This is a genomic window from Sphingopyxis sp. NFH-91, assembly GCF_021401285.1.
GTDB lineage: Bacteria > Pseudomonadota > Alphaproteobacteria > Sphingomonadales > Sphingomonadaceae > Sphingopyxis > Sphingopyxis terrae_A.
This window is the reverse complement of record NZ_JACBGA010000001.1, coordinates 630,051-646,990: the sequence shown is the minus strand read 5'-3', so window position 1 is coordinate 646,990 and position 16,940 is coordinate 630,051. Positions and strand designations below refer to the sequence as shown.

16 protein-coding genes are annotated in these 16,940 nt (G+C 64.8%); 15 read left to right on the top strand and 1 reads right to left on the bottom strand.

What is annotated here, in order from left to right; genetic code table 11:
• The first annotated feature begins 84 nt into the window (after positions 1-84).
• The 8 genes from L0963_RS03210 to rplQ all read left to right on the top strand — a co-directional run bounded on the left by L0963_RS03210 (position 85) and on the right by rplQ (position 6,388).
• Complete coding sequence (locus L0963_RS03210) at positions 85-687, top strand: hypothetical protein (RefSeq protein ID WP_058813104.1); 603 nt, start codon at positions 85-87, stop codon at positions 685-687.
• Between the two features lie 362 nt (positions 688-1,049).
• The gene (locus tag L0963_RS03205) at positions 1,050-1,370 is read left to right on the top strand and encodes a hypothetical protein (protein ID WP_234178554.1); all 321 of its coding nucleotides are present in this window, start codon (positions 1,050-1,052) and stop codon (positions 1,368-1,370) included.
• 59 nt (positions 1,371-1,429) lie between these two features.
• Entirely contained in the window at positions 1,430-2,773 is a 1,344-nt protein-coding gene (locus L0963_RS03200; RefSeq protein WP_217372645.1) for a TldD/PmbA family protein, read from the top strand.
• A gap of 12 nt (positions 2,774-2,785) precedes the next feature.
• A complete protein-coding gene (locus tag L0963_RS03195) occupies positions 2,786-3,577 on the top strand; it encodes an inositol monophosphatase family protein (protein WP_062763912.1) in 792 nt (263 codons plus the stop codon).
• 202 nt (positions 3,578-3,779) lie between these two features.
• On the top strand, positions 3,780-4,148 hold the full coding sequence (gene rpsM, locus L0963_RS03190; protein ID WP_003040400.1) for a 30S ribosomal protein S13: 369 nt from the start codon (positions 3,780-3,782) through the stop codon (positions 4,146-4,148).
• Between the two features lie 106 nt (positions 4,149-4,254).
• Positions 4,255-4,644 carry a 30S ribosomal protein S11 gene (gene rpsK / locus L0963_RS03185; protein WP_003040416.1) on the top strand — a complete coding sequence of 130 codons (390 nt, stop codon included), beginning with the start codon at positions 4,255-4,257 and terminating at the stop codon, positions 4,642-4,644.
• A gap of 103 nt (positions 4,645-4,747) precedes the next feature.
• Positions 4,748-5,806 (top strand): DNA-directed RNA polymerase subunit alpha, encoded by a 1,059-nt coding sequence (locus L0963_RS03180; protein WP_003040418.1) that lies wholly within the window; start codon positions 4,748-4,750, stop codon positions 5,804-5,806.
• Between the two features lie 159 nt (positions 5,807-5,965).
• Complete coding sequence (gene rplQ, locus L0963_RS03175) at positions 5,966-6,388, top strand: 50S ribosomal protein L17 (RefSeq protein WP_003040421.1); 423 nt, start codon at positions 5,966-5,968, stop codon at positions 6,386-6,388.
• Positions 6,389-6,485: 97 nt separating this feature from the next.
• On the opposite strand, the gene L0963_RS03170 is transcribed toward rplQ, so the two are convergent.
• Positions 6,486-7,487: an NAD(P)H-quinone oxidoreductase gene (locus L0963_RS03170; protein ID WP_234178552.1), complete on the bottom strand. Its 1,002-nt coding sequence runs from the start codon at positions 7,485-7,487 to the stop codon at positions 6,486-6,488.
• Between the two features lie 113 nt (positions 7,488-7,600).
• On the opposite strand from L0963_RS03170, the gene L0963_RS03165 reads away from it, so the two are divergent.
• From L0963_RS03165 to glnA, 7 genes are all read left to right on the top strand, one after another.
• The gene (locus L0963_RS03165; RefSeq protein ID WP_062900646.1) at positions 7,601-7,798 is read left to right on the top strand and encodes a DUF1192 domain-containing protein; all 198 of its coding nucleotides are present in this window, start codon (positions 7,601-7,603) and stop codon (positions 7,796-7,798) included.
• A 138-nt stretch (positions 7,799-7,936) separates the two neighbouring features.
• A complete protein-coding gene (locus L0963_RS03160) occupies positions 7,937-9,076 on the top strand; it encodes an energy transducer TonB (protein WP_217372646.1) in 1,140 nt (379 codons plus the stop codon).
• A gap of 187 nt (positions 9,077-9,263) precedes the next feature.
• Entirely contained in the window at positions 9,264-11,600 is a 2,337-nt protein-coding gene (gene clpA / locus L0963_RS03155; RefSeq protein ID WP_058813119.1) for an ATP-dependent Clp protease ATP-binding subunit ClpA, read from the top strand.
• A gap of 84 nt (positions 11,601-11,684) precedes the next feature.
• Complete coding sequence (gene map, locus L0963_RS03150) at positions 11,685-12,524, top strand: type I methionyl aminopeptidase (RefSeq protein ID WP_062900648.1); 840 nt, start codon at positions 11,685-11,687, stop codon at positions 12,522-12,524.
• Between the two features lie 109 nt (positions 12,525-12,633).
• Positions 12,634-14,814, top strand: a complete 2,181-nt coding sequence (locus L0963_RS03145; protein ID WP_217372647.1) for a PQQ-dependent dehydrogenase, methanol/ethanol family — start codon at positions 12,634-12,636, stop codon at positions 14,812-14,814.
• Between the two features lie 229 nt (positions 14,815-15,043).
• Positions 15,044-15,382 carry a P-II family nitrogen regulator gene (locus L0963_RS03140; RefSeq protein WP_003040441.1) on the top strand — a complete coding sequence of 113 codons (339 nt, stop codon included), beginning with the start codon at positions 15,044-15,046 and terminating at the stop codon, positions 15,380-15,382.
• Between the two features lie 72 nt (positions 15,383-15,454).
• Positions 15,455-16,867 (top strand): type I glutamate--ammonia ligase, encoded by a 1,413-nt coding sequence (gene glnA / locus L0963_RS03135; protein ID WP_058813096.1) that lies wholly within the window; start codon positions 15,455-15,457, stop codon positions 16,865-16,867.
• Positions 16,868-16,940 lie beyond the last annotated feature (73 nt).

The window sequence follows — 16,940 nt, the reverse complement described above, 5'->3', positions numbered from 1 at the left end:
TAGGGTTCCACGGGGAAAGCCTGACCGTTCAGCGCGGATGCAGGCAGCGGGTGGCAAGCCGCCCGAAACGAAAAGGAAATGACGATGACCCGCCTGCCGCTTGCCATGCTGATCCTCGCCGGGGCAGCGATCGCCCAGCCCGCCGCCGCGCAAGATACGGGGCCGGTGGGCCCCGCGAATGAGAAGATCAATCAGGTCATCGTCTATGGCAACGACAAATGCCCCGAGGCGAATGGCGATGAAATTCTGGTCTGCGCCGTGTTGCCCGAAGGCGACCGTTACCGCGTCCCGCAGATTTTCCGTGGCGGCGACCCGCTCGACCCGCGCAACGAAGCCTGGGTGAACCGGGTCGTATCGCTCCAGCGCGTCGGCCGCTTCGGCACCGACAGCTGTTCGCCGGTCGGACTCGGCGGCTTCACGGGCTGCACCCAGCAATTGCTCGCCGGCGCCAAGGCCGAACGGCAGGCCGCCGACAAGACCGACTGGCAGGCGATGATTGCTGACGAGCGCGCCAAGCGCCTCGCCGGGATCGATGCGGCCGCCGACACGGTCGAAGCAGCCGTCGTCGCCGAGGAAAAGGCGCTGGCCGACCGGCAGAAGCAGGCCGAAGAGACCGCGCCCGCAACCGACGCACCGGCAACCGACAATCCCGACGCCGAACCGCTGCCGGTCCCCCCGCCGCGCTGATTTGCGGCACGGCGCGCGGCGCGCGCCCCTCTCTACCGCTATTTTCGACTCGGGCAGAGTTCGGCCTCGCGACCGGGGCTGATGGCGCGCGCCTTCGCGCCCGGTTCCCGGTGAAACAACCGAATCTGCCGCAATATCAGCCGTCGGACCCGATTTTGTTGCGATTCTGCGGTGAATCGAACCCGAAAATTAACGAATCGCTGGCAACCTGTCTTGACTTGGGAATTTTCGGCTGAAAACTTCGCATTTATGGGAATCGCCAGCCGGGGAGGCTGAAAAACAACATGGCATCGACCTTCGAACCGCGCCTTTGGCGCCGCGCTACCGCCAGCGTTCCACCGGCACGCAGTCTAGGTCGTCGCATGACCTGGCACGCCGCCGCCGCGCTGATCGTTTTTGCGGCCCTCCAGGTCTGGCTGGTCATGAGCGCGGTTTCCGCCGGCGCCCCGTCGATGCTGGCGGTCGTGTCGCTGATCGTCGTCCTTGCGCTCGCGCTTCCCGTCGCGCGCTCGACCGAGCGGCGCTGGTATCATCTGAGCCGCCAGGCGCTGGCAAGTTGGGGGCTGCACGCCCGCTTCCGCCGCGATGTGCGCCGCCTGTGGGTTGCCGCGATCACCCTGCCCTTCCTGTGGGTCAGCGGTGCGATGGCGGCCACCGATGCCATCGCCGCCATCGCGCGCTGAAGCGCACGTCATCCGACTTTGATTTTGACGCCCCGCCGCGCGCCGTATAGGGCGCGGCCATGCTGAGTGTTTCCGAAGCCCTCGACCGCGCGCAAATGCTTTGCGCCGCCGCGACCAAGGCGGGCGCCGACGCCGCCGACGCGCTTTACTATTGCAATGCCGCGACCTCGGTCTCGATGCGGCTGGGCGCGCTCGAGGATGTCGAGCGGTCCGAGGGGCAGGATATCAGCCTGCGCATTTTCGTCGGGCAGCGCAGCGCCAGCGTCTCGACCGCCGACATGGATGCCGCCGAACTGGCGAAGCTCGTCGAGCGCTGCGTTGCCATGGCACGCGAGGCGCCCGAAGATCCCTATGCGGGCCTCGCCCCCGCCGACCGCCTGTTCACCGGCCCGGTCCCCGATTTCGATCTCGACGACGGCAGCGAAGCCGATCCCCAGGCGCTGCGCGAGGCCGCGCTGGCGGTCGAGGAGGCTGCGCGCGCCGTCGCCGGCGTCACCAACAGCGAAGGCGGCAGCGCGAGCCACAGCCGCACGCGCTTCGCGCTCGCGACGAGCCATGGCTTCGCCGGCGGCTATGGGTCGAGCGGGCACAGCCTGTCGGCGAGCGTCATCGCCGGCGAAGGCGCGGCGATGCAGCGCGATTATGGCTGGCACAGCGCGCATCATCTGTCCGACCTCGAAAGCGCCGCCGAAATCGGCGCGCGCGCCGGAACCCGCGCCGTCGCGCGGCTGAACCCCGGCAAGGCGCCCGTCGGCAAGGTGCCGGTCGTCCTCGATCCACGCATCGGCAGCAGTATCGTCGGCCATCTGCTCGGCGCGATCGCCGGCCCCGCGATCGCCCGCGGCACCAGCTTCCTGCTCGGCAAGGAAGAGCGGGCGCTGTTCGACAGCGCAATCGTCGTGCGCGACGAACCGCATCGTCCGCGCGGGCTGCGCAGCCGGGCCTTCGACGGAGAGGGCCTGCCGACCGCCGCGCGCGATATCGTCGCCGATGGCCGCATTACGGGGTGGCTGCTCGACACCGCGTCGGCGAAGCAGCTCGGGCTCGAACCGACCGGCCATGCGAGCCGCGGCGGCGGCGCGTCGGGGGTCTCTGCCAGCAATCTGCATCTCGCGGCCGGGTCGATTGCGCCCGACGCGCTGATCGCCGACATCGACCGCGGCGTCTATATCACCGAACTGATCGGCCAAGGCGTCAACCCCGTGACCGGCGATTATAGCCGCGGCGCATCGGGTTTCCTGATCGAGGGCGGGCGGATCGCCGGCCCGATCGCCGAATTCACGATCGCGGGCAATCTGATCGACATGTTCGCCGCGCTGGTCCCCGCCGACGATCTGGTCTTCCGCCACGGCACCAACGTGCCGACGCTGCGCATCGACGGCATGACCGTCGCCAGCAGCTAGGCCGGCCGCCCGATGCCCGCGCGCAACCTGGAAGCCGTGATCGCCGCGACGCGCGAGGTCGGCGACATGGCGATGGCGCGCTGGCGCGGCGAGGGCAAGGCAGTCAATGTCTGGCACAAGTCGGAAAATAATCCGGTCAGCGACGTCGATCTGGCGGTCGATGCCCGGTTGAAGGCGGTTCTCGGCGCGATGGTGCCGGAGGCCGGATGGCTTTCGGAGGAAACCGCGGACAACAGCGACCGGCTGTCGCGCCGTTTCATGTGGTGCGTCGACCCCATCGACGGCACCCGCGACTTCATCCGCGGCCGTCCGGGCTGGGCGGTGTCGGTCGCGCTGGTCGTCGACGGCGCCCCCGAAATCGGCGTGCTCTACGCGCCCGCGCTCGACGAACTGTGGGTCGCCCGCAAGGGTCAGGGTGCGACGCTCAACGGCGAAACGCTGCGCGCCAGCCGCCGGATGATCTTCAACGGATCGCGCGTTCCCGCCGACAGCCTGCCCAAGATCGACCGCGACCTCATCATGGTGACAAAACCCAACAGCATCGCGCTGCGCATGGCGCTGGTCGCCGACGATCGCGCCGATCTGGTCGCGACGCTGCGCTGGGGTTTCGAATGGGACGTCGCCGCCGCGGCGCTGATCGCGACCGAGGCCGGCGCGACCGTCACCGACGCCTTTGGTGAGCCGCTCGTCTTCAACACGCCGCGCGCGCAGGCCTTCGGTGTCATCGCGAGTGCGCCGGGCATTCATGGCGCGGTCGTCAACCGGCTGCACGACCGGGCGGTGGCGCTTACCGCCGATGATTGAGGCGCGCCCCGGCAGGCTGCAAAAGCCGCCGCTTCGCTTGACAATTCGCCCGACTCACCTTAATTGCGCATCCATTCCAACACCCTGACCGGACGGCGAAACGCTCAGCGCGTCTTCGTGGTCCGTTTTTTGCGTTGGAAAACAGACGCTTTGAGATAGGGCTCGTTTGCCAGCGAACCCTGTGGAGCAGGAGAAAGAACAGATGGCACGTATCGCGGGCGTAAACCTGCCCACCAACAAGCGCGTAATCATCGCGCTCACCTACATCCACGGCATCGGCCGCAAGACCGCCGTCGACATCGCCGACAAGCTCGGCATCGACCACACCCGCCGCATCCAGGACCTGTCGGACGCCGAAGTCCTGCAGATCCGCGAAACGATCGACGCCGACCTCACGGTCGAGGGTGATCTTCGCCGCAACACGGCGATGAACATCAAGCGCCTCATGGACCTCGCCTGCTATCGCGGCCTGCGTCATCGCAAGGGCCTTCCGGTCCGCGGCCAGCGCACGCACACCAATGCGCGCACCCGCAAGGGCAAGGCCAAGCCGATCGCCGGTAAGAAGAAGTAAGAGCAGAGATTCGTCCGGGGGACGGATTTCCTTATTTCTCCGCCGGAGGTCGCCATCGCACTGGCACCACCGGTCGTTTTCAGGATTTAGGGTTTAGGAATTCAAAATGGCTCGTGAACCGCAGCGCCTTCGTCGGCGCGAACGCAAGAATATCTCGTCGGGCGTCGCCCACGTCAACGCGACCTTCAACAACACGATGATCACCATCACCGACGCGCAAGGCAATGCGATTGCCTGGTCGAGTGCCGGCATGATGGGCTTCAAGGGCAGCCGCAAGTCGACGCCCTATGCAGCGCAGGTTTGCGCCGAGGACGCCGGCAAGAAGGCCGCCGAACATGGCGTCCGCACGCTGGAAGTCGAAGTGAAAGGCCCCGGCGCCGGTCGTGAATCGGCCCTGCGCGCGTTGCAGGCGGTCGGTTTCCACATCACGTCGATCCGCGACGTGACGCCGATCCCGCACAACGGCGTACGTCCGGCCAAGCGCCGCCGCGTCTGACGTTTCCGGACTGGCGGTCTTCGGGCCGCTCTGCCGTCACCATATCTAACGCAGGACAGGCTCGACCCGCCCCGCCCGTCCCGCCCAAAGCAAAGGGAAGTCCATGACTGTCAATATCCGGAACTGGCAGGAATTGAAGAAGCCCAGCAACCTGGAAATCAAGGCTGGCAGCGACAGCAAGCGCAAGGCCACCTTCGTCGCCGAACCGCTCGAACGCGGCTTTGGCCTGACGCTTGGCAACGCGCTGCGCCGCGTGCTCCTGTCGTCGCTCCAGGGTGCGGCCATCACGTCGATCAAGATCGAGAACGTCCTGCACGAATTCTCGAGCCTGGCCGGCGTGCGCGAGGACGTGACCGACATCGTTCTCAACGTGAAGCAGATCGCGCTCAAGATGGAAGGCGAAGGCCCGAAGCGGCTGCAGCTTTCGGCGACCGGTCCCGCGACCGTCAAGGCCGGCGACATCATGGTGTCGGGTGACATCAAGGTGATGAACCCCGATCACGTGATCTGCCACCTCGACGACGGGGCGACGCTGAACATGGAACTCGTTGCCGACACCGGTAAGGGCTATGTTCCCGCGACGGCCAACCGTCCGGCCGACGCGCCGATCGGCCTGATCCCGGTCGATTCGCTCTACTCGCCGGTGCGTCAGGTCGCCTACAAGGTCGACAATGCCCGCATCGGTCAGGAACTGGACTATGACAAGCTGTCGCTGACCGTCGATACCGACGGCACCGTGACCCCGGAAGATGCCGTCGCCTATGCTGCGCGCATCCTCCAGGACCAGCTTCAGGTCTTCGTCCACTTCGAAGAAGCGATGAACGACAGCGGCCTCATCGGCATGGCGGCTCCGTCGGCTTCGACCGAGGAATCGGACGTCAACCAGCTCAACCGCTTCCTTCTCAAGAAGGTCGACGAGCTCGAACTGTCGGTTCGTTCGGCCAACTGCCTCAAGAACGACAACATCATCTACATCGGCGACCTGGTCCAGAAGACCGAGGCCGAGATGCTCCGCACGCCGAACTTCGGCCGCAAGTCGCTCAACGAGATCAAGGAAGTGCTCTCGTCGATGGGTCTGCGCCTCGGCATGGACATCCCCGGCTGGCCGCCGGAAAACATCGAGGAAATGGCCAAGAAGCTCGAACAGGAGCTACTGGGTTAAGTCCCGAACTGTTCCCCGGCGAAAGCCGGGGCACAGGTGCAACGCTGAATCTGGACCCCGGCCTTCGCCGGGGAACACAAAGGGAAAAGGGCTCCCCCGCAAGCGGGCCTGGCTTGGGGTTCCGTAAAACGGCCCCTCTGACAAACGAAGGAATGGATTATGCGTCATAAATCGGGTGGCCGGAAGCTTCAGCGCACCGGCGCGCATCGCATCGCGATGTTCCGCAACATGTCGGCTTCGCTCATCAAGCATGAGCAGATCACGACGACCGTCGCCAAGGCGAAGGAACTGCGTCCCTATGTCGAAAAGCTGATCACGCTCGCGAAGCGTGGCGGCCTTGCCAATCGCCGTCTGGCGATGAGCCGTCTGATGGACGAAGCGCAGCTTCAGAAGCTGTTCGACGTCCTCGCCGAACGCTACAAGGACCGCAACGGCGGCTACACCCGCATCATCAAGGCCGGCATCCGCGCTTCGGACGCCGCGCCGATCGCGATCATCGAATTCGTCGACCGCGACGTCGATGCCAAGGGCCAGGATTCGGGCCCGGTGCTGACCGACGAGGAACTGGAAGACGCGGCCTGAGCCGAACTTTCCATCGACACAAGGTCAAGGGCGGCGTCCAACCGGACGACCGCCCTTTTTCTTGGCCAGCCGCCGGGGACCAGCGCGCAGCAAGCGATTATCCGATCTTGAGGACGATCTTTCCGACGTGCGCGCCCGCCTGCATCCGCGCGTGCGCAGCGGCGGCATCGGCAAGCGGAAAGGATTGATCCATCGCGGGCTTCCAGGCCCCGCTGGAAAGGCGCGGCCACAACGTCTTGTGAATCTCGTCGGCCAGCGCGGCCTTGAAGTCGGCGCTGCGCGCCCGCAGCGTCGATCCGGTCATCGTCAGGCGGCGGCGCATGAGCTGCGACATGTCGATTTCGGCTTTCGCGCCCCGCTGGAAGGCGATGGTGACGTGCCGCCCGTCGTCGGCCAGACACGCAAGATTGCGCGGCACATAATCGCCGCCGACCATATCCAGCACGACATCGACCCCCGCCCCGCCGGTAAAGCCCTTTACCGCCTCCACATAATCCTCGGCCGAATAATCGATCGCGAGGTCGGCGCCGAGCGCCCGCGCCGCGTCGCATTTGTCGGCGCTGCCGCAGGTGACGATGATGCGGATATCGAATAGCTTGCACAGGCCGATCGCCGTCGTTCCGATACCGCTGGTCCCCCCGTGGACGAGCGCTGTCTCCCCTTCCTTGATCCAGCCGCGCTCGAACAGATTATGCCATACGGTGAACACCGTTTCGGGCAGTGCCGCCGCTTCGGCCATGGTGAATCCTGCGGGAACGGGCAGCACGCTGCCCACGGGCGCGACGCAATATTCGGCATAGCCCCCGCCCCCGACCAGCGCGCACACCGCCTGCCCCAGCATTTCGGGATCGCCGCCCGGTCCGGTCGCGACCACTGTCCCGGCGATTTCGAGGCCGGGAAGGTCCGACGCGCCGGGCGGCGGCGGATAGAAGCCCATGCGCTGGAGCACGTCGGGACGGTTCACCCCCGCCGCGGCGACCCGGATCAGCAACTCGCCCGGCCCCGGCCGCGGCACGGGTCGCTGCTCGGCAACGAGCACTTCGGGGCCGCCGGGTTCGCGGATCGCGACGGCGGTCATGCTCTCGGGCAGGCTGGTCACGCTAAATCCCCCACTTTGTTCGATTTCCCACTCGTCCCGCCTTATTGACAGCCGCGGCGCGGGGGTCAACAGTTCGCGCCCCACAAGGCCGCAATTCGACAGGGAGGATGGCCATGGACGACGACGACCTTCCCCGCCGCCGCGACGATGTGCTGACGGCGCTCGCCAAACAGTCGCTCGACCCCTTGTCGGTCGCCGAACTCGACGATCGGCTTGCGGTGCTGGAAGCCGAGATAGCACGCACAAAGGCGCACAAGGCGGCAGCGGGCAGCTTCAAGGCAAATGCGGAGGCACTGTTCCGCAAGGGATGACGGGGCGGCCGTCGCAGCAGCGCCATGAATCTGCAGGCAAAAGCGGCCGATTTGGCGGGGTCGACTCTTGCCCGCCGCATGAGCTCTGCCTAGCCTGTAGCCGAAATTTTCCCCCGAAATCAGGAACGGAACGAGCCCATGCCCCTTATTGCCGCGCTTTCGATTGCCGCCCTGGCCAGCACGCCGCCACCCCCTCCGCCCATTGTCATTCCGGCTCCTGTCGACAAGTCGCCCCTTCCGCTGCTTGAGTCTGCCGACGGTTGGCCGGCGCTGCTTTCCTGGGATATCGCCGATGCGCGCTGCAGCGACGGCGCCCTCGACACTGCGGGCGTAAAGGCCGTCCTGCGCGCGATGTCGAACCGGCCGATGCGCACCGCCGCCCAGATAATTTATCGTTTCGACATCGACGCCGACGGACGGCCGATTTCGATCGAGAGCGACGGGTCGCCTGGCGCTCTTGGTCAGGATCTACCGGCATCGCTGGCGGCAAGCCGTTTCCCGGTCGGGCAAGCCCGCACCCGATGCACGATACGCTATCGCATCAGCGCGCAGGCGGTCGGCGCCGCTGCACCCCCGGATCTGCTCGCTTATACGATGACGCCGATTTCGGGACCGTTGCCCAAAGAGGGATGGGCGCGCATCCGCGACATCGGCACTTGCGCCGCACCGCCGCGCCCCCGGCCGCTCCTTCGCGCCTTTCCGGACTTTTCGAAAATCCCGGCGACGCGGGGACGAAAAGACTGGTCCTTTGTCCTTTACGACACCGATGCGAAAGGGCGCCCCGTCAACCTGAAGACATTTGCGACGTCGGGCAATCGGGAGCTCGATGCGGCGGCGCGCGACGCCGTGGCACGATCGCGCTTCACCGGAGGCGTTCGCACGCAATGCCTCTACCCTTATCGGTGGGCGCCAGAGACGGTATCACCGCCGCCGATTCCCGATGCCGACGCATTCAGGCCGCAGGGCGCGACCTGCGGCGACGATCGCGCGTGGGACCGCAAGCCGGCCCTGATCTACCCCGCCGCTTATCGCCGGCGCGCAGTCGAAGGCTGGGCGGTGCTGACGTATGACATCGCCCCTTGGGGTGAAATCGGCAATGTCAAGGTTGCCGCGGCGCAGCCTGCTGCCGACTTCGGCACCCAGGCGCAGCGAATGCTCCTGTCCGCGCGGGCCGCGGCTTCGCCGCAAGGATGGACGGGCTGCGTCGAGCGGGTCCGTTTCCAGATGGGGACGGCGCAGGACGACGATGACAAACCCGACTCCGACGACGCGACCTAGCGCAGGCCCTGTGATTGAACGGCGTCGCGCCCGCCAAATCGCAACGCTGCGTTAACCATAAGACAAGCCTGTCATCGTAATTTCACACGAGCTTCCGCTTTTCCCTTGCGGAGAGACGGGAGCATCGCCACGTTGTGTTCCTAGGGGCGGCCTCTCCCCGGCACGTCCCCGCAAGGAGATGAAGACCATGCCGTCCTTTTCGGAGTCCCTCGAAAAGACCCTGCACAACGCGCTGAAGGCCGCGTCGGAGCGCCACCACGAATATGCGACGCTGGAGCATCTGCTCTACGCGCTGATCGACGACGAACATGCTGCCGAAGTGATGCGCGCGTGCGGCGTCGCGCTGGGCGAGTTGCAGTCGGCGGTGGTCCATTATCTCGACACCGAACTCGACAGCCTGAAGGTCGAGGGGCACAGCGACCCCTCCCCAACCAGCGGTTTCCAGCGCGTCGTCCAGCGCGCGATCCTGCACGTCCAGTCGTCGGGCAAGGATGAGGTGACGGGCGCGAATGTCCTCGTCGCGCTGTTTTCGGAGCGCGAGAGCTATGCGGTCTACTTCTTGCAGCAGCAGGATCTGACGCGGCTCGACGCCGTTTCCTACCTCAGCCACGGGGTCGGCAAGGGCGGCAAGCCGTCGCCCACCGCCGAGCCCGAGGAAAAGGAAGAAGCGAAGGACAAGAGCGAAGGCAAGAACAAGAAGGAAACCGCGCTCGACCAGTTCACGGTCAACCTCAACGAAAAGGCGAAGGGCGGCAAGGTCGACCCGCTGATCGGCCGCAGCGCCGAGGTCGACCGCACGATCCAGATCCTTTGCCGCCGCAGCAAGAACAACCCGCTCTATGTGGGCGACCCCGGCGTCGGCAAGACCGCGATCGCCGAGGGCCTCGCGCGCAAGATCATCGAGGGCGACGTGCCCGAGGTGCTGAAGGAAGCGGTGATCTATTCGCTTGATATGGGCGCGCTGCTCGCCGGCACGCGCTATCGCGGCGATTTCGAGGAGCGGCTGAAACAGGTCGTCTCCGAACTCGAAGGCATGCCGCACGCGATCCTGTTCATCGACGAGATCCACACGGTGATCGGCGCCGGCGCGACGAGCGGCGGCGCGATGGATGCGTCGAACCTCCTGAAGCCCGCATTGTCGGGCGGTGTGATCCGCTGCATCGGTTCGACCACCTACAAGGAGTTCCGCAATCATTTCGAGAAGGACCGCGCGCTGCTGCGCCGGTTCCAGAAGATCGACGTGATCGAACCGAGCATCGAGGACACGAAGAAGATCCTCGCCGGCCTGCGCGACGCGTTCGAGAGCCATCATAATGTGAAATACACCGCCGACGCGATCAACGCGGCGGTCGAGCTGTCATCGCGTTACATCAACGACCGCAAGCTGCCCGACAAGGCGATCGACGTGATCGATGAAGTCGGCGCGATGCAGATGCTGGTGCCGCCGTCGAAGCGCCGCAAGACGATCACCGCGAAGGAGATCGAGGCGGTGATCGCGACGATGGCGCGTATCCCGCCGAAATCGGTGTCGAGCGACGACAAGAAGGTTCTCGAAACGCTCGAGACCGACCTCAAGCGCGTCGTCTTCGGTCAGAATACCGCGATCGAGGTGCTGTCGTCGGCGATCAAGCTCAGCCGCGCCGGGCTGCGCGATCCCGAAAAGCCGATCGGCAATTATCTGTTCAGCGGCCCCACCGGCGTCGGCAAGACCGAGGTCGCGAAACAGCTCGCGCATCTGCTCGGCATTCCGCTCCAGCGGTTCGACATGTCCGAATATATGGAACGCCACTCGGTGAGCCGCCTGATCGGCGCGCCGCCGGGCTATGTCGGCTATGACCAGGGCGGCCTGCTGACTGACGCGATCGACCAGAACCCGCACTGCGTGCTGCTGCTCGACGAGATCGAGAAGGCGCATCCCGACCTGTTCAACATCCTGCTCCAGGTGATGGACAATGGCCGGCTGACCGACCACCACGGCAAGACGGTCGACTTCCGCAACGTGATCCTGATCATGACGACCAATGCGGGCGCGAGCGACATGACGCGCGAGTCGATCGGTTTCGGCACCCAGACGCGCGAGGATGCGCAGGAAGAGGCGGTGAAGCGCATGTTCACCCCCGAATTCCGCAACCGCCTCGATGCGATCGTCCCCTTCGGCTATCTGCCGCCGGAAGTCGTGGCGCGCGTTGTCGACAAGTTCATCCTGCAACTCGAACTGCAGCTTGCCGACCGCAACGTCCACATCCAGCTCGACGACAAGGCGCGCGAATGGTTGACCGCCAAGGGCTATGACAAGCTCTATGGCGCACGCCCGATGGGCCGCCTGATCCAGGAAAAGATCAAGCAGCCGCTCGCCGAAGAACTGCTCTTCGGCAAGCTCGTCCACGGCGGCGAGGTCAAGGTGAAGCTGAAAACCGGCGAGGATGCCAAGGTCGGCAATCCGCTGAGCTTCGAAATCACCCCGGCGGCGCCCAAGGCGAGCAAGGGCAAGGGCAAGGCCAAAGCTGAGAAGGCGGCAGAGTAGAAACCGCTTCAACCCCTCCCGCTTGCGGGAGGGGTTTTGTTTGACCCCCTCGCTTTTTGGGGCTGCGGCGCCTATATCACCGGCATGTACAACTACATCTCCGTAACCGCCGACGAAGCGGCCACCCCCGCCCCCGTCCGCGACGGCACGATCAAGCTTCACGACGAATCCGGCTTTGCCGGAATGCGCAAGGCCGGCCGGCTGTCGGCCGAGATTCTCGACGCGCTCGTTCCTTTCATCCAGCCCGGCGTGACCACCGGGGCGATCGACGATCTGGTGCGCGAGATGATGCTTGCGGGCGGCGGCATTCCCGCGACGCTGGGCTATCGCGGCTTCACGCATAGCTGCTGTACCAGCATCAACCATGTCGTGTGCCACGGGATTCCCGACGACAAGCCGCTGCGCGAAGGCGATATCGTCAATGTCGACGTCACCAGCATCATCGACGGCTGGCATGGCGACACCAGCCGCATGTATCTGGTCGGCGAAGTTCCGATCAAGGCGCGGCGGCTGGTGGACGTGACCTATGAATGCCTGATGCTGGGCATCGAACAGGCGAAGCCCGGCAATACGATGGGCGACGTCGCGCACGCGATCCAGAGCCACGCCGAACGCCACCGTTATTCGGTGGTGCGCGATTTTTGCGGTCACGGGCTCGGCCAGATGTTCCACGATGCGCCCGAAGTGGTCCACGCCGGGCGCCCCGGCACCGGCCCCGAGCTGAGGCCCGGCATGTTCTTCACCATCGAACCGATGATAAACACCGGCAAATATGCCGTGAAGATGCTTGCCGACGGCTGGACCGCGGTGACGCGCGACCGGTCGCTTTCGGCGCAGTTCGAACACAGCATCGGCATCACCGAGGACGGCTGCGAAATCTTTACCGCAAGCCCCAAGGGACTCAACACCCCGCCCTGGGCCTGAAACCTGCCAGACTTTAGGTAGAACACCCTAAATTCCCGCTTGCGAATCCGCTTCGCCCGGCGCAGTCTTGACGTGAACGTCAAGCATAGGACGTCGAGGGAGAGCGAATATGGCGAAACGGGTCATGGCGACCGCGCTGCTTTGTGGTGCGGCCTTGGTTCTGGCGGGTTGCAACGCGTCGAAGTCGGGCGGCACGGGCAGGTCGCTCGACGATGCCGAGAGGGCGAGCGAAGCACTGCTCAAGACCGGCGGCAACGGCGACAACTGGGCCGGCATCGGCTATGGCTATGACGAGCAGCGCTTCAGCCCGCTCACCGACATAAACGACAAGAATGTGGGCGAGCTTGGCATTGCCTGGTTCGCCGATCTTGAGGACGCGCGCGGACAGGAAGCCACCCCGGTCGTCGTCGATGGCACCCTTTATGTCAGCCACGCCTGGTCGAAGGTCGACGCGTGGGACGCCGGGACCGGCAAGAAGCTCTGGTCCTTCGATCCCAAGGTGTCGGGCGACCGCGCGGTCAACGCCTGCTGCGACGTCGTCAACCGCGGCGTCGCGGTATGGGGCGACAAGCTCTTCGTCGGCGCACTCGACGGGCGGCTGATCGCGCTCGATCGCAAGACCGGCAAGGAATTGTGGTCGACGCAGACCTTCGATCCCCAAAAGCCCTACACGATCACCGGCGCGCCGCGCGTCGTGAAGGACATGGTGCTCATCGGCAGCGGCGGCGCCGAATTCGGGGTGCGCGGCTATGTCACCGCCTATGATGCCGATACCGGCAAGGAACGCTGGCGCTTCTACACCGCGCCGAACCCCGAAAAGAAGAAGGACGGCGCCGCAAGCGACGACATCTTCGCGTCGAAAGGCAATGCAACCTGGTCAGACCAAGGGGAATGGAAGACGTCGGGCGGCGGCGGCACGGTGTGGGACGCGATCGTCTATGACAAGGATCTCGACCAGATCTATCTCGGCGTCGGCAACGGCAATCCGTGGAACCATGGCACGCGTTCGAACGGCGAAGGCGACAACTGGTTCCTCTCGTCCGTGGTGGCGCTCGATGCGTCGACCGGCAAATATAAATGGCATTATCAGGAAACGCCCGGCGAGAGCTGGGACTATACCGCGACGCAGCCGATCATCCTTGCCGAGCAGGCGGTGAACGGCACGCCGACCAAAGTGCTGTATCATGCACCGAAGAACGGCTTTTTCTTCACGATCGACCGGACCACCGGCAAGCTGATCGACGCCAAGCCTTTCGTCGACGGGATCAACTGGGCGACCGGCTATGACATGGCCACTGGCCGGCCGATCGAAAATCCCGACGCGCGCTTCTACAAGACCGGCAAGTCCTTCATCGCGATCCCGGGCGCGCTTGGCGCGCACAACTGGCATCCGATGAGCTACAACCCTGCTACCGGCCTCGTCTATATTCCGGCGCAGCAGATTCCGCAGGGCTATATCCAGGATATGGATGAGCTGGACCGGCGCAAGGTACTCGGCTTCAACATCGGCGCCTCGCTGACCGCAGCGATGCTCCCCGACGACAAGGCTGCCTTCCGCGCGGCCGTCGCCGCGACCACCGGCCGTCTCGTTGCCTTCGACCCGCGCACCGGCAAGGTCGCCTGGGGCGTCGACTATCCCGCCGCATGGAACGGCGGCACGATGACGACCGCCGGCAATCTGGTTTTCCAGGGAACGAGCACCGGGCGCTTCCGCGCCTATGCCGCCGACACCGGCAAGCAGCTGCTCGACCTCGACATGCAGTCAGGGATCGTCAGCGCGCCATCGACCTTCCGCGTGGGCGGAGTGCAATATGTCGCTTTCCAGACCAGCAAGGGCGGCGCCTTTCCACTTGTCGCCGGGGTCGCGGGCGGAGTGACGCGCAAGGTGCCCAATATTCCGCGCCTCGTGGTGCTCAAGCTCGGCGGTACGGTGCAGCTCCCCGCCCCGCCCGCGACCACGACGCTGGCGTGGAATCCGCCCGCGCAGTTCGGCACGCCGCAGCAGATCGCATCGGGCAAGGCGCATTTCGGGCGCTATTGCCAAGTCTGTCACGGCGACAGCGCGATCGGCAACGGCTTCACCCCCGACCTGCGCGTTTCGGGTGCGCTGACCAGTGCCGATGCATGGAAGGGCGTGATCCTCGACGGCGCGCTGAAGGACCGCGGCATGGTGAGCTTTGCCAAGGTGCTCTCCCCCGCCGATGTCGAGGCGATTCGCGCCTATGTCATCGACCGGTCGAACTGGACCAAGGCGAACCTGCCCGACGCGTCGGCGCCCGTCGGGCGCTGATTGCACAAAATTTAATCACCTAAATCACGCCGCTGCCCAAAGGACGGGCAGCGGCGTAATTTCGTGCCAAATTTCTTACCGAAAGCTTGCGATTCGCCAATTGGCACGGGTCTTGATTGGTGCAAGATGGCCGCACACCGCACCGACTCACGGGGGAAACCGGTTCAGGCGTACCTGACCCGGCTTCGTCCACAGGCAAAGGTGGAAGGCCCAAAGGGGGACATGAAGCGTGAAGAAGATTGAGGCGATCATCAAACCGTTCAAGCTCGACGAGGTGAAGGAGGCGCTGCACGAAGTGGGTGTCAGCGGCATCACCGTCACCGAGGCGAAGGGCTTCGGTCGCCAGAAGGGTCACACCGAACTGTATCGCGGCGCTGAATATGTCGTCGACTTCCTGCCGAAGGTGAAGCTGGAGGTTATCGTCGATGACAATATGGCCGAACGCGTGGTCGAGGCGATTGCCGCGGCGGCGCAGACGGGCCGCATCGGCGACGGCAAGATTTTCGTGATCCCCGTGGAAACCGCGCTGCGCATCCGCACCGGCGAGCGCAATGAGGACGCGCTCTAAGCTTCCATCGCTCCATCCCGTTCAACAGACGCCGGTCCAGCCGGTACTATTCGCAAAAAGGAAGAAGTGACCATGGCCACCAAGCCGAAGGATATCATCGCCCGGATCAAGGATAATGACATCGAGTGGGTCGATCTGCGTTTCACCGATCCCAAGGGCAAATGGCAGCATCTGACCATGTGCGCCGGCGTGATCGACGAAGACGCCCTCGAAGACGGCCTGATGTTCGACGGTTCGTCGATCGAAGGCTGGAAGGCGATCAACGAAAGCGACATGATCCTGAAGCCCGATCTCGAAGCGGTCTATGACGATCCCTTCTCGGCAACCCCGATGCTGGTGATGTTCTGCGACATCGTCGAACCTTCGACCGGCGAAGGCTATGCCCGCGACCCGCGCACCACCGCGAAGCGCGCCGAAGCCTATGTCGCCTCGACCGGCATCGGCGACACCGTCTATGTCGGCCCCGAAGCCGAATTCTTCATGTTCGACGACGTCCGCTTCGAAACCGGCTATAACAAGTCGGGTTTCGAAATCGACGATATCGAACTGCCGACCAACACCGGCCGCGCCTATGAAGGCGGCAACCTTGGACATCGTCCGCGCGCCAAGGGCGGCTATTTCCCTGTCGCGCCGGTCGACAGCGCCGTCGACATCCGCGCCGAAATGGTCTCGACCATGCTCGAAATGGGCCTGCCCTGCGACAAGCATCACCATGAAGTCGCCGCCGCGCAGCACGAGCTGGGCCTGACCTTCGGCACGCTGACGCAGACCGCCGACCGCATGCAGATCTACAAATATGTCGTGCATCAGGTCGCCCATGCCTATGGCAAGACTGCGACCTTCATGCCCAAGCCGATCAAGGACGATAACGGATCGGGCATGCACACCCACATCTCGATCTGGGAAAAGGGCAAGCCGCTCTTTGCGGGCAACGGCTATGCCGGCCTTTCGGACATGTGCCTCTATTTCATCGGCGGCGTCATCAAGCATGCGAAGGCACTCAATGCCTTCACCAACCCGACGACGAACAGCTACAAGCGCCTCGTCCCGGGCTTCGAGGCGCCGGTGCTGCTCGCCTATTCGAGCCGCAACCGTTCGGCTTCGTGCCGCATCCCCTATGGCGCGGGCGCCAAGGCGAAGCGCGTCGAATTCCGTTTCCCCGACGCGATGGCGAACCCCTATCTCTGCTATTCGGCGCTGCTGATGGCGGGGCTCGACGGCATCCAGAACAAGATCCACCCCGGCGACGCGATGGACAAGAATCTCTATGATCTGCCGCCCGAAGAACTCGCCGAAGTCCCGACCGTCTGTGGCAGCCTGCGCGAAGCGCTCGACAGCCTCGCGGCCGATCACGACTTCCTCTTGAAGGGCGACGTCTTCTCGAAGGATCAGATCGAAGCCTATATCGAACTCAAATGGGCCGAAGTTTACAACTTCGAACAGACCCCGAGCCCGGTCGAATTCGACATGTATTACAGCGCCTGATCTGCAGCGATCAGTCACGCTCGAAGGGCGTCCGGCTTGGGGGAGCTCGGACGCCCTTCCCTTATCTGCTACC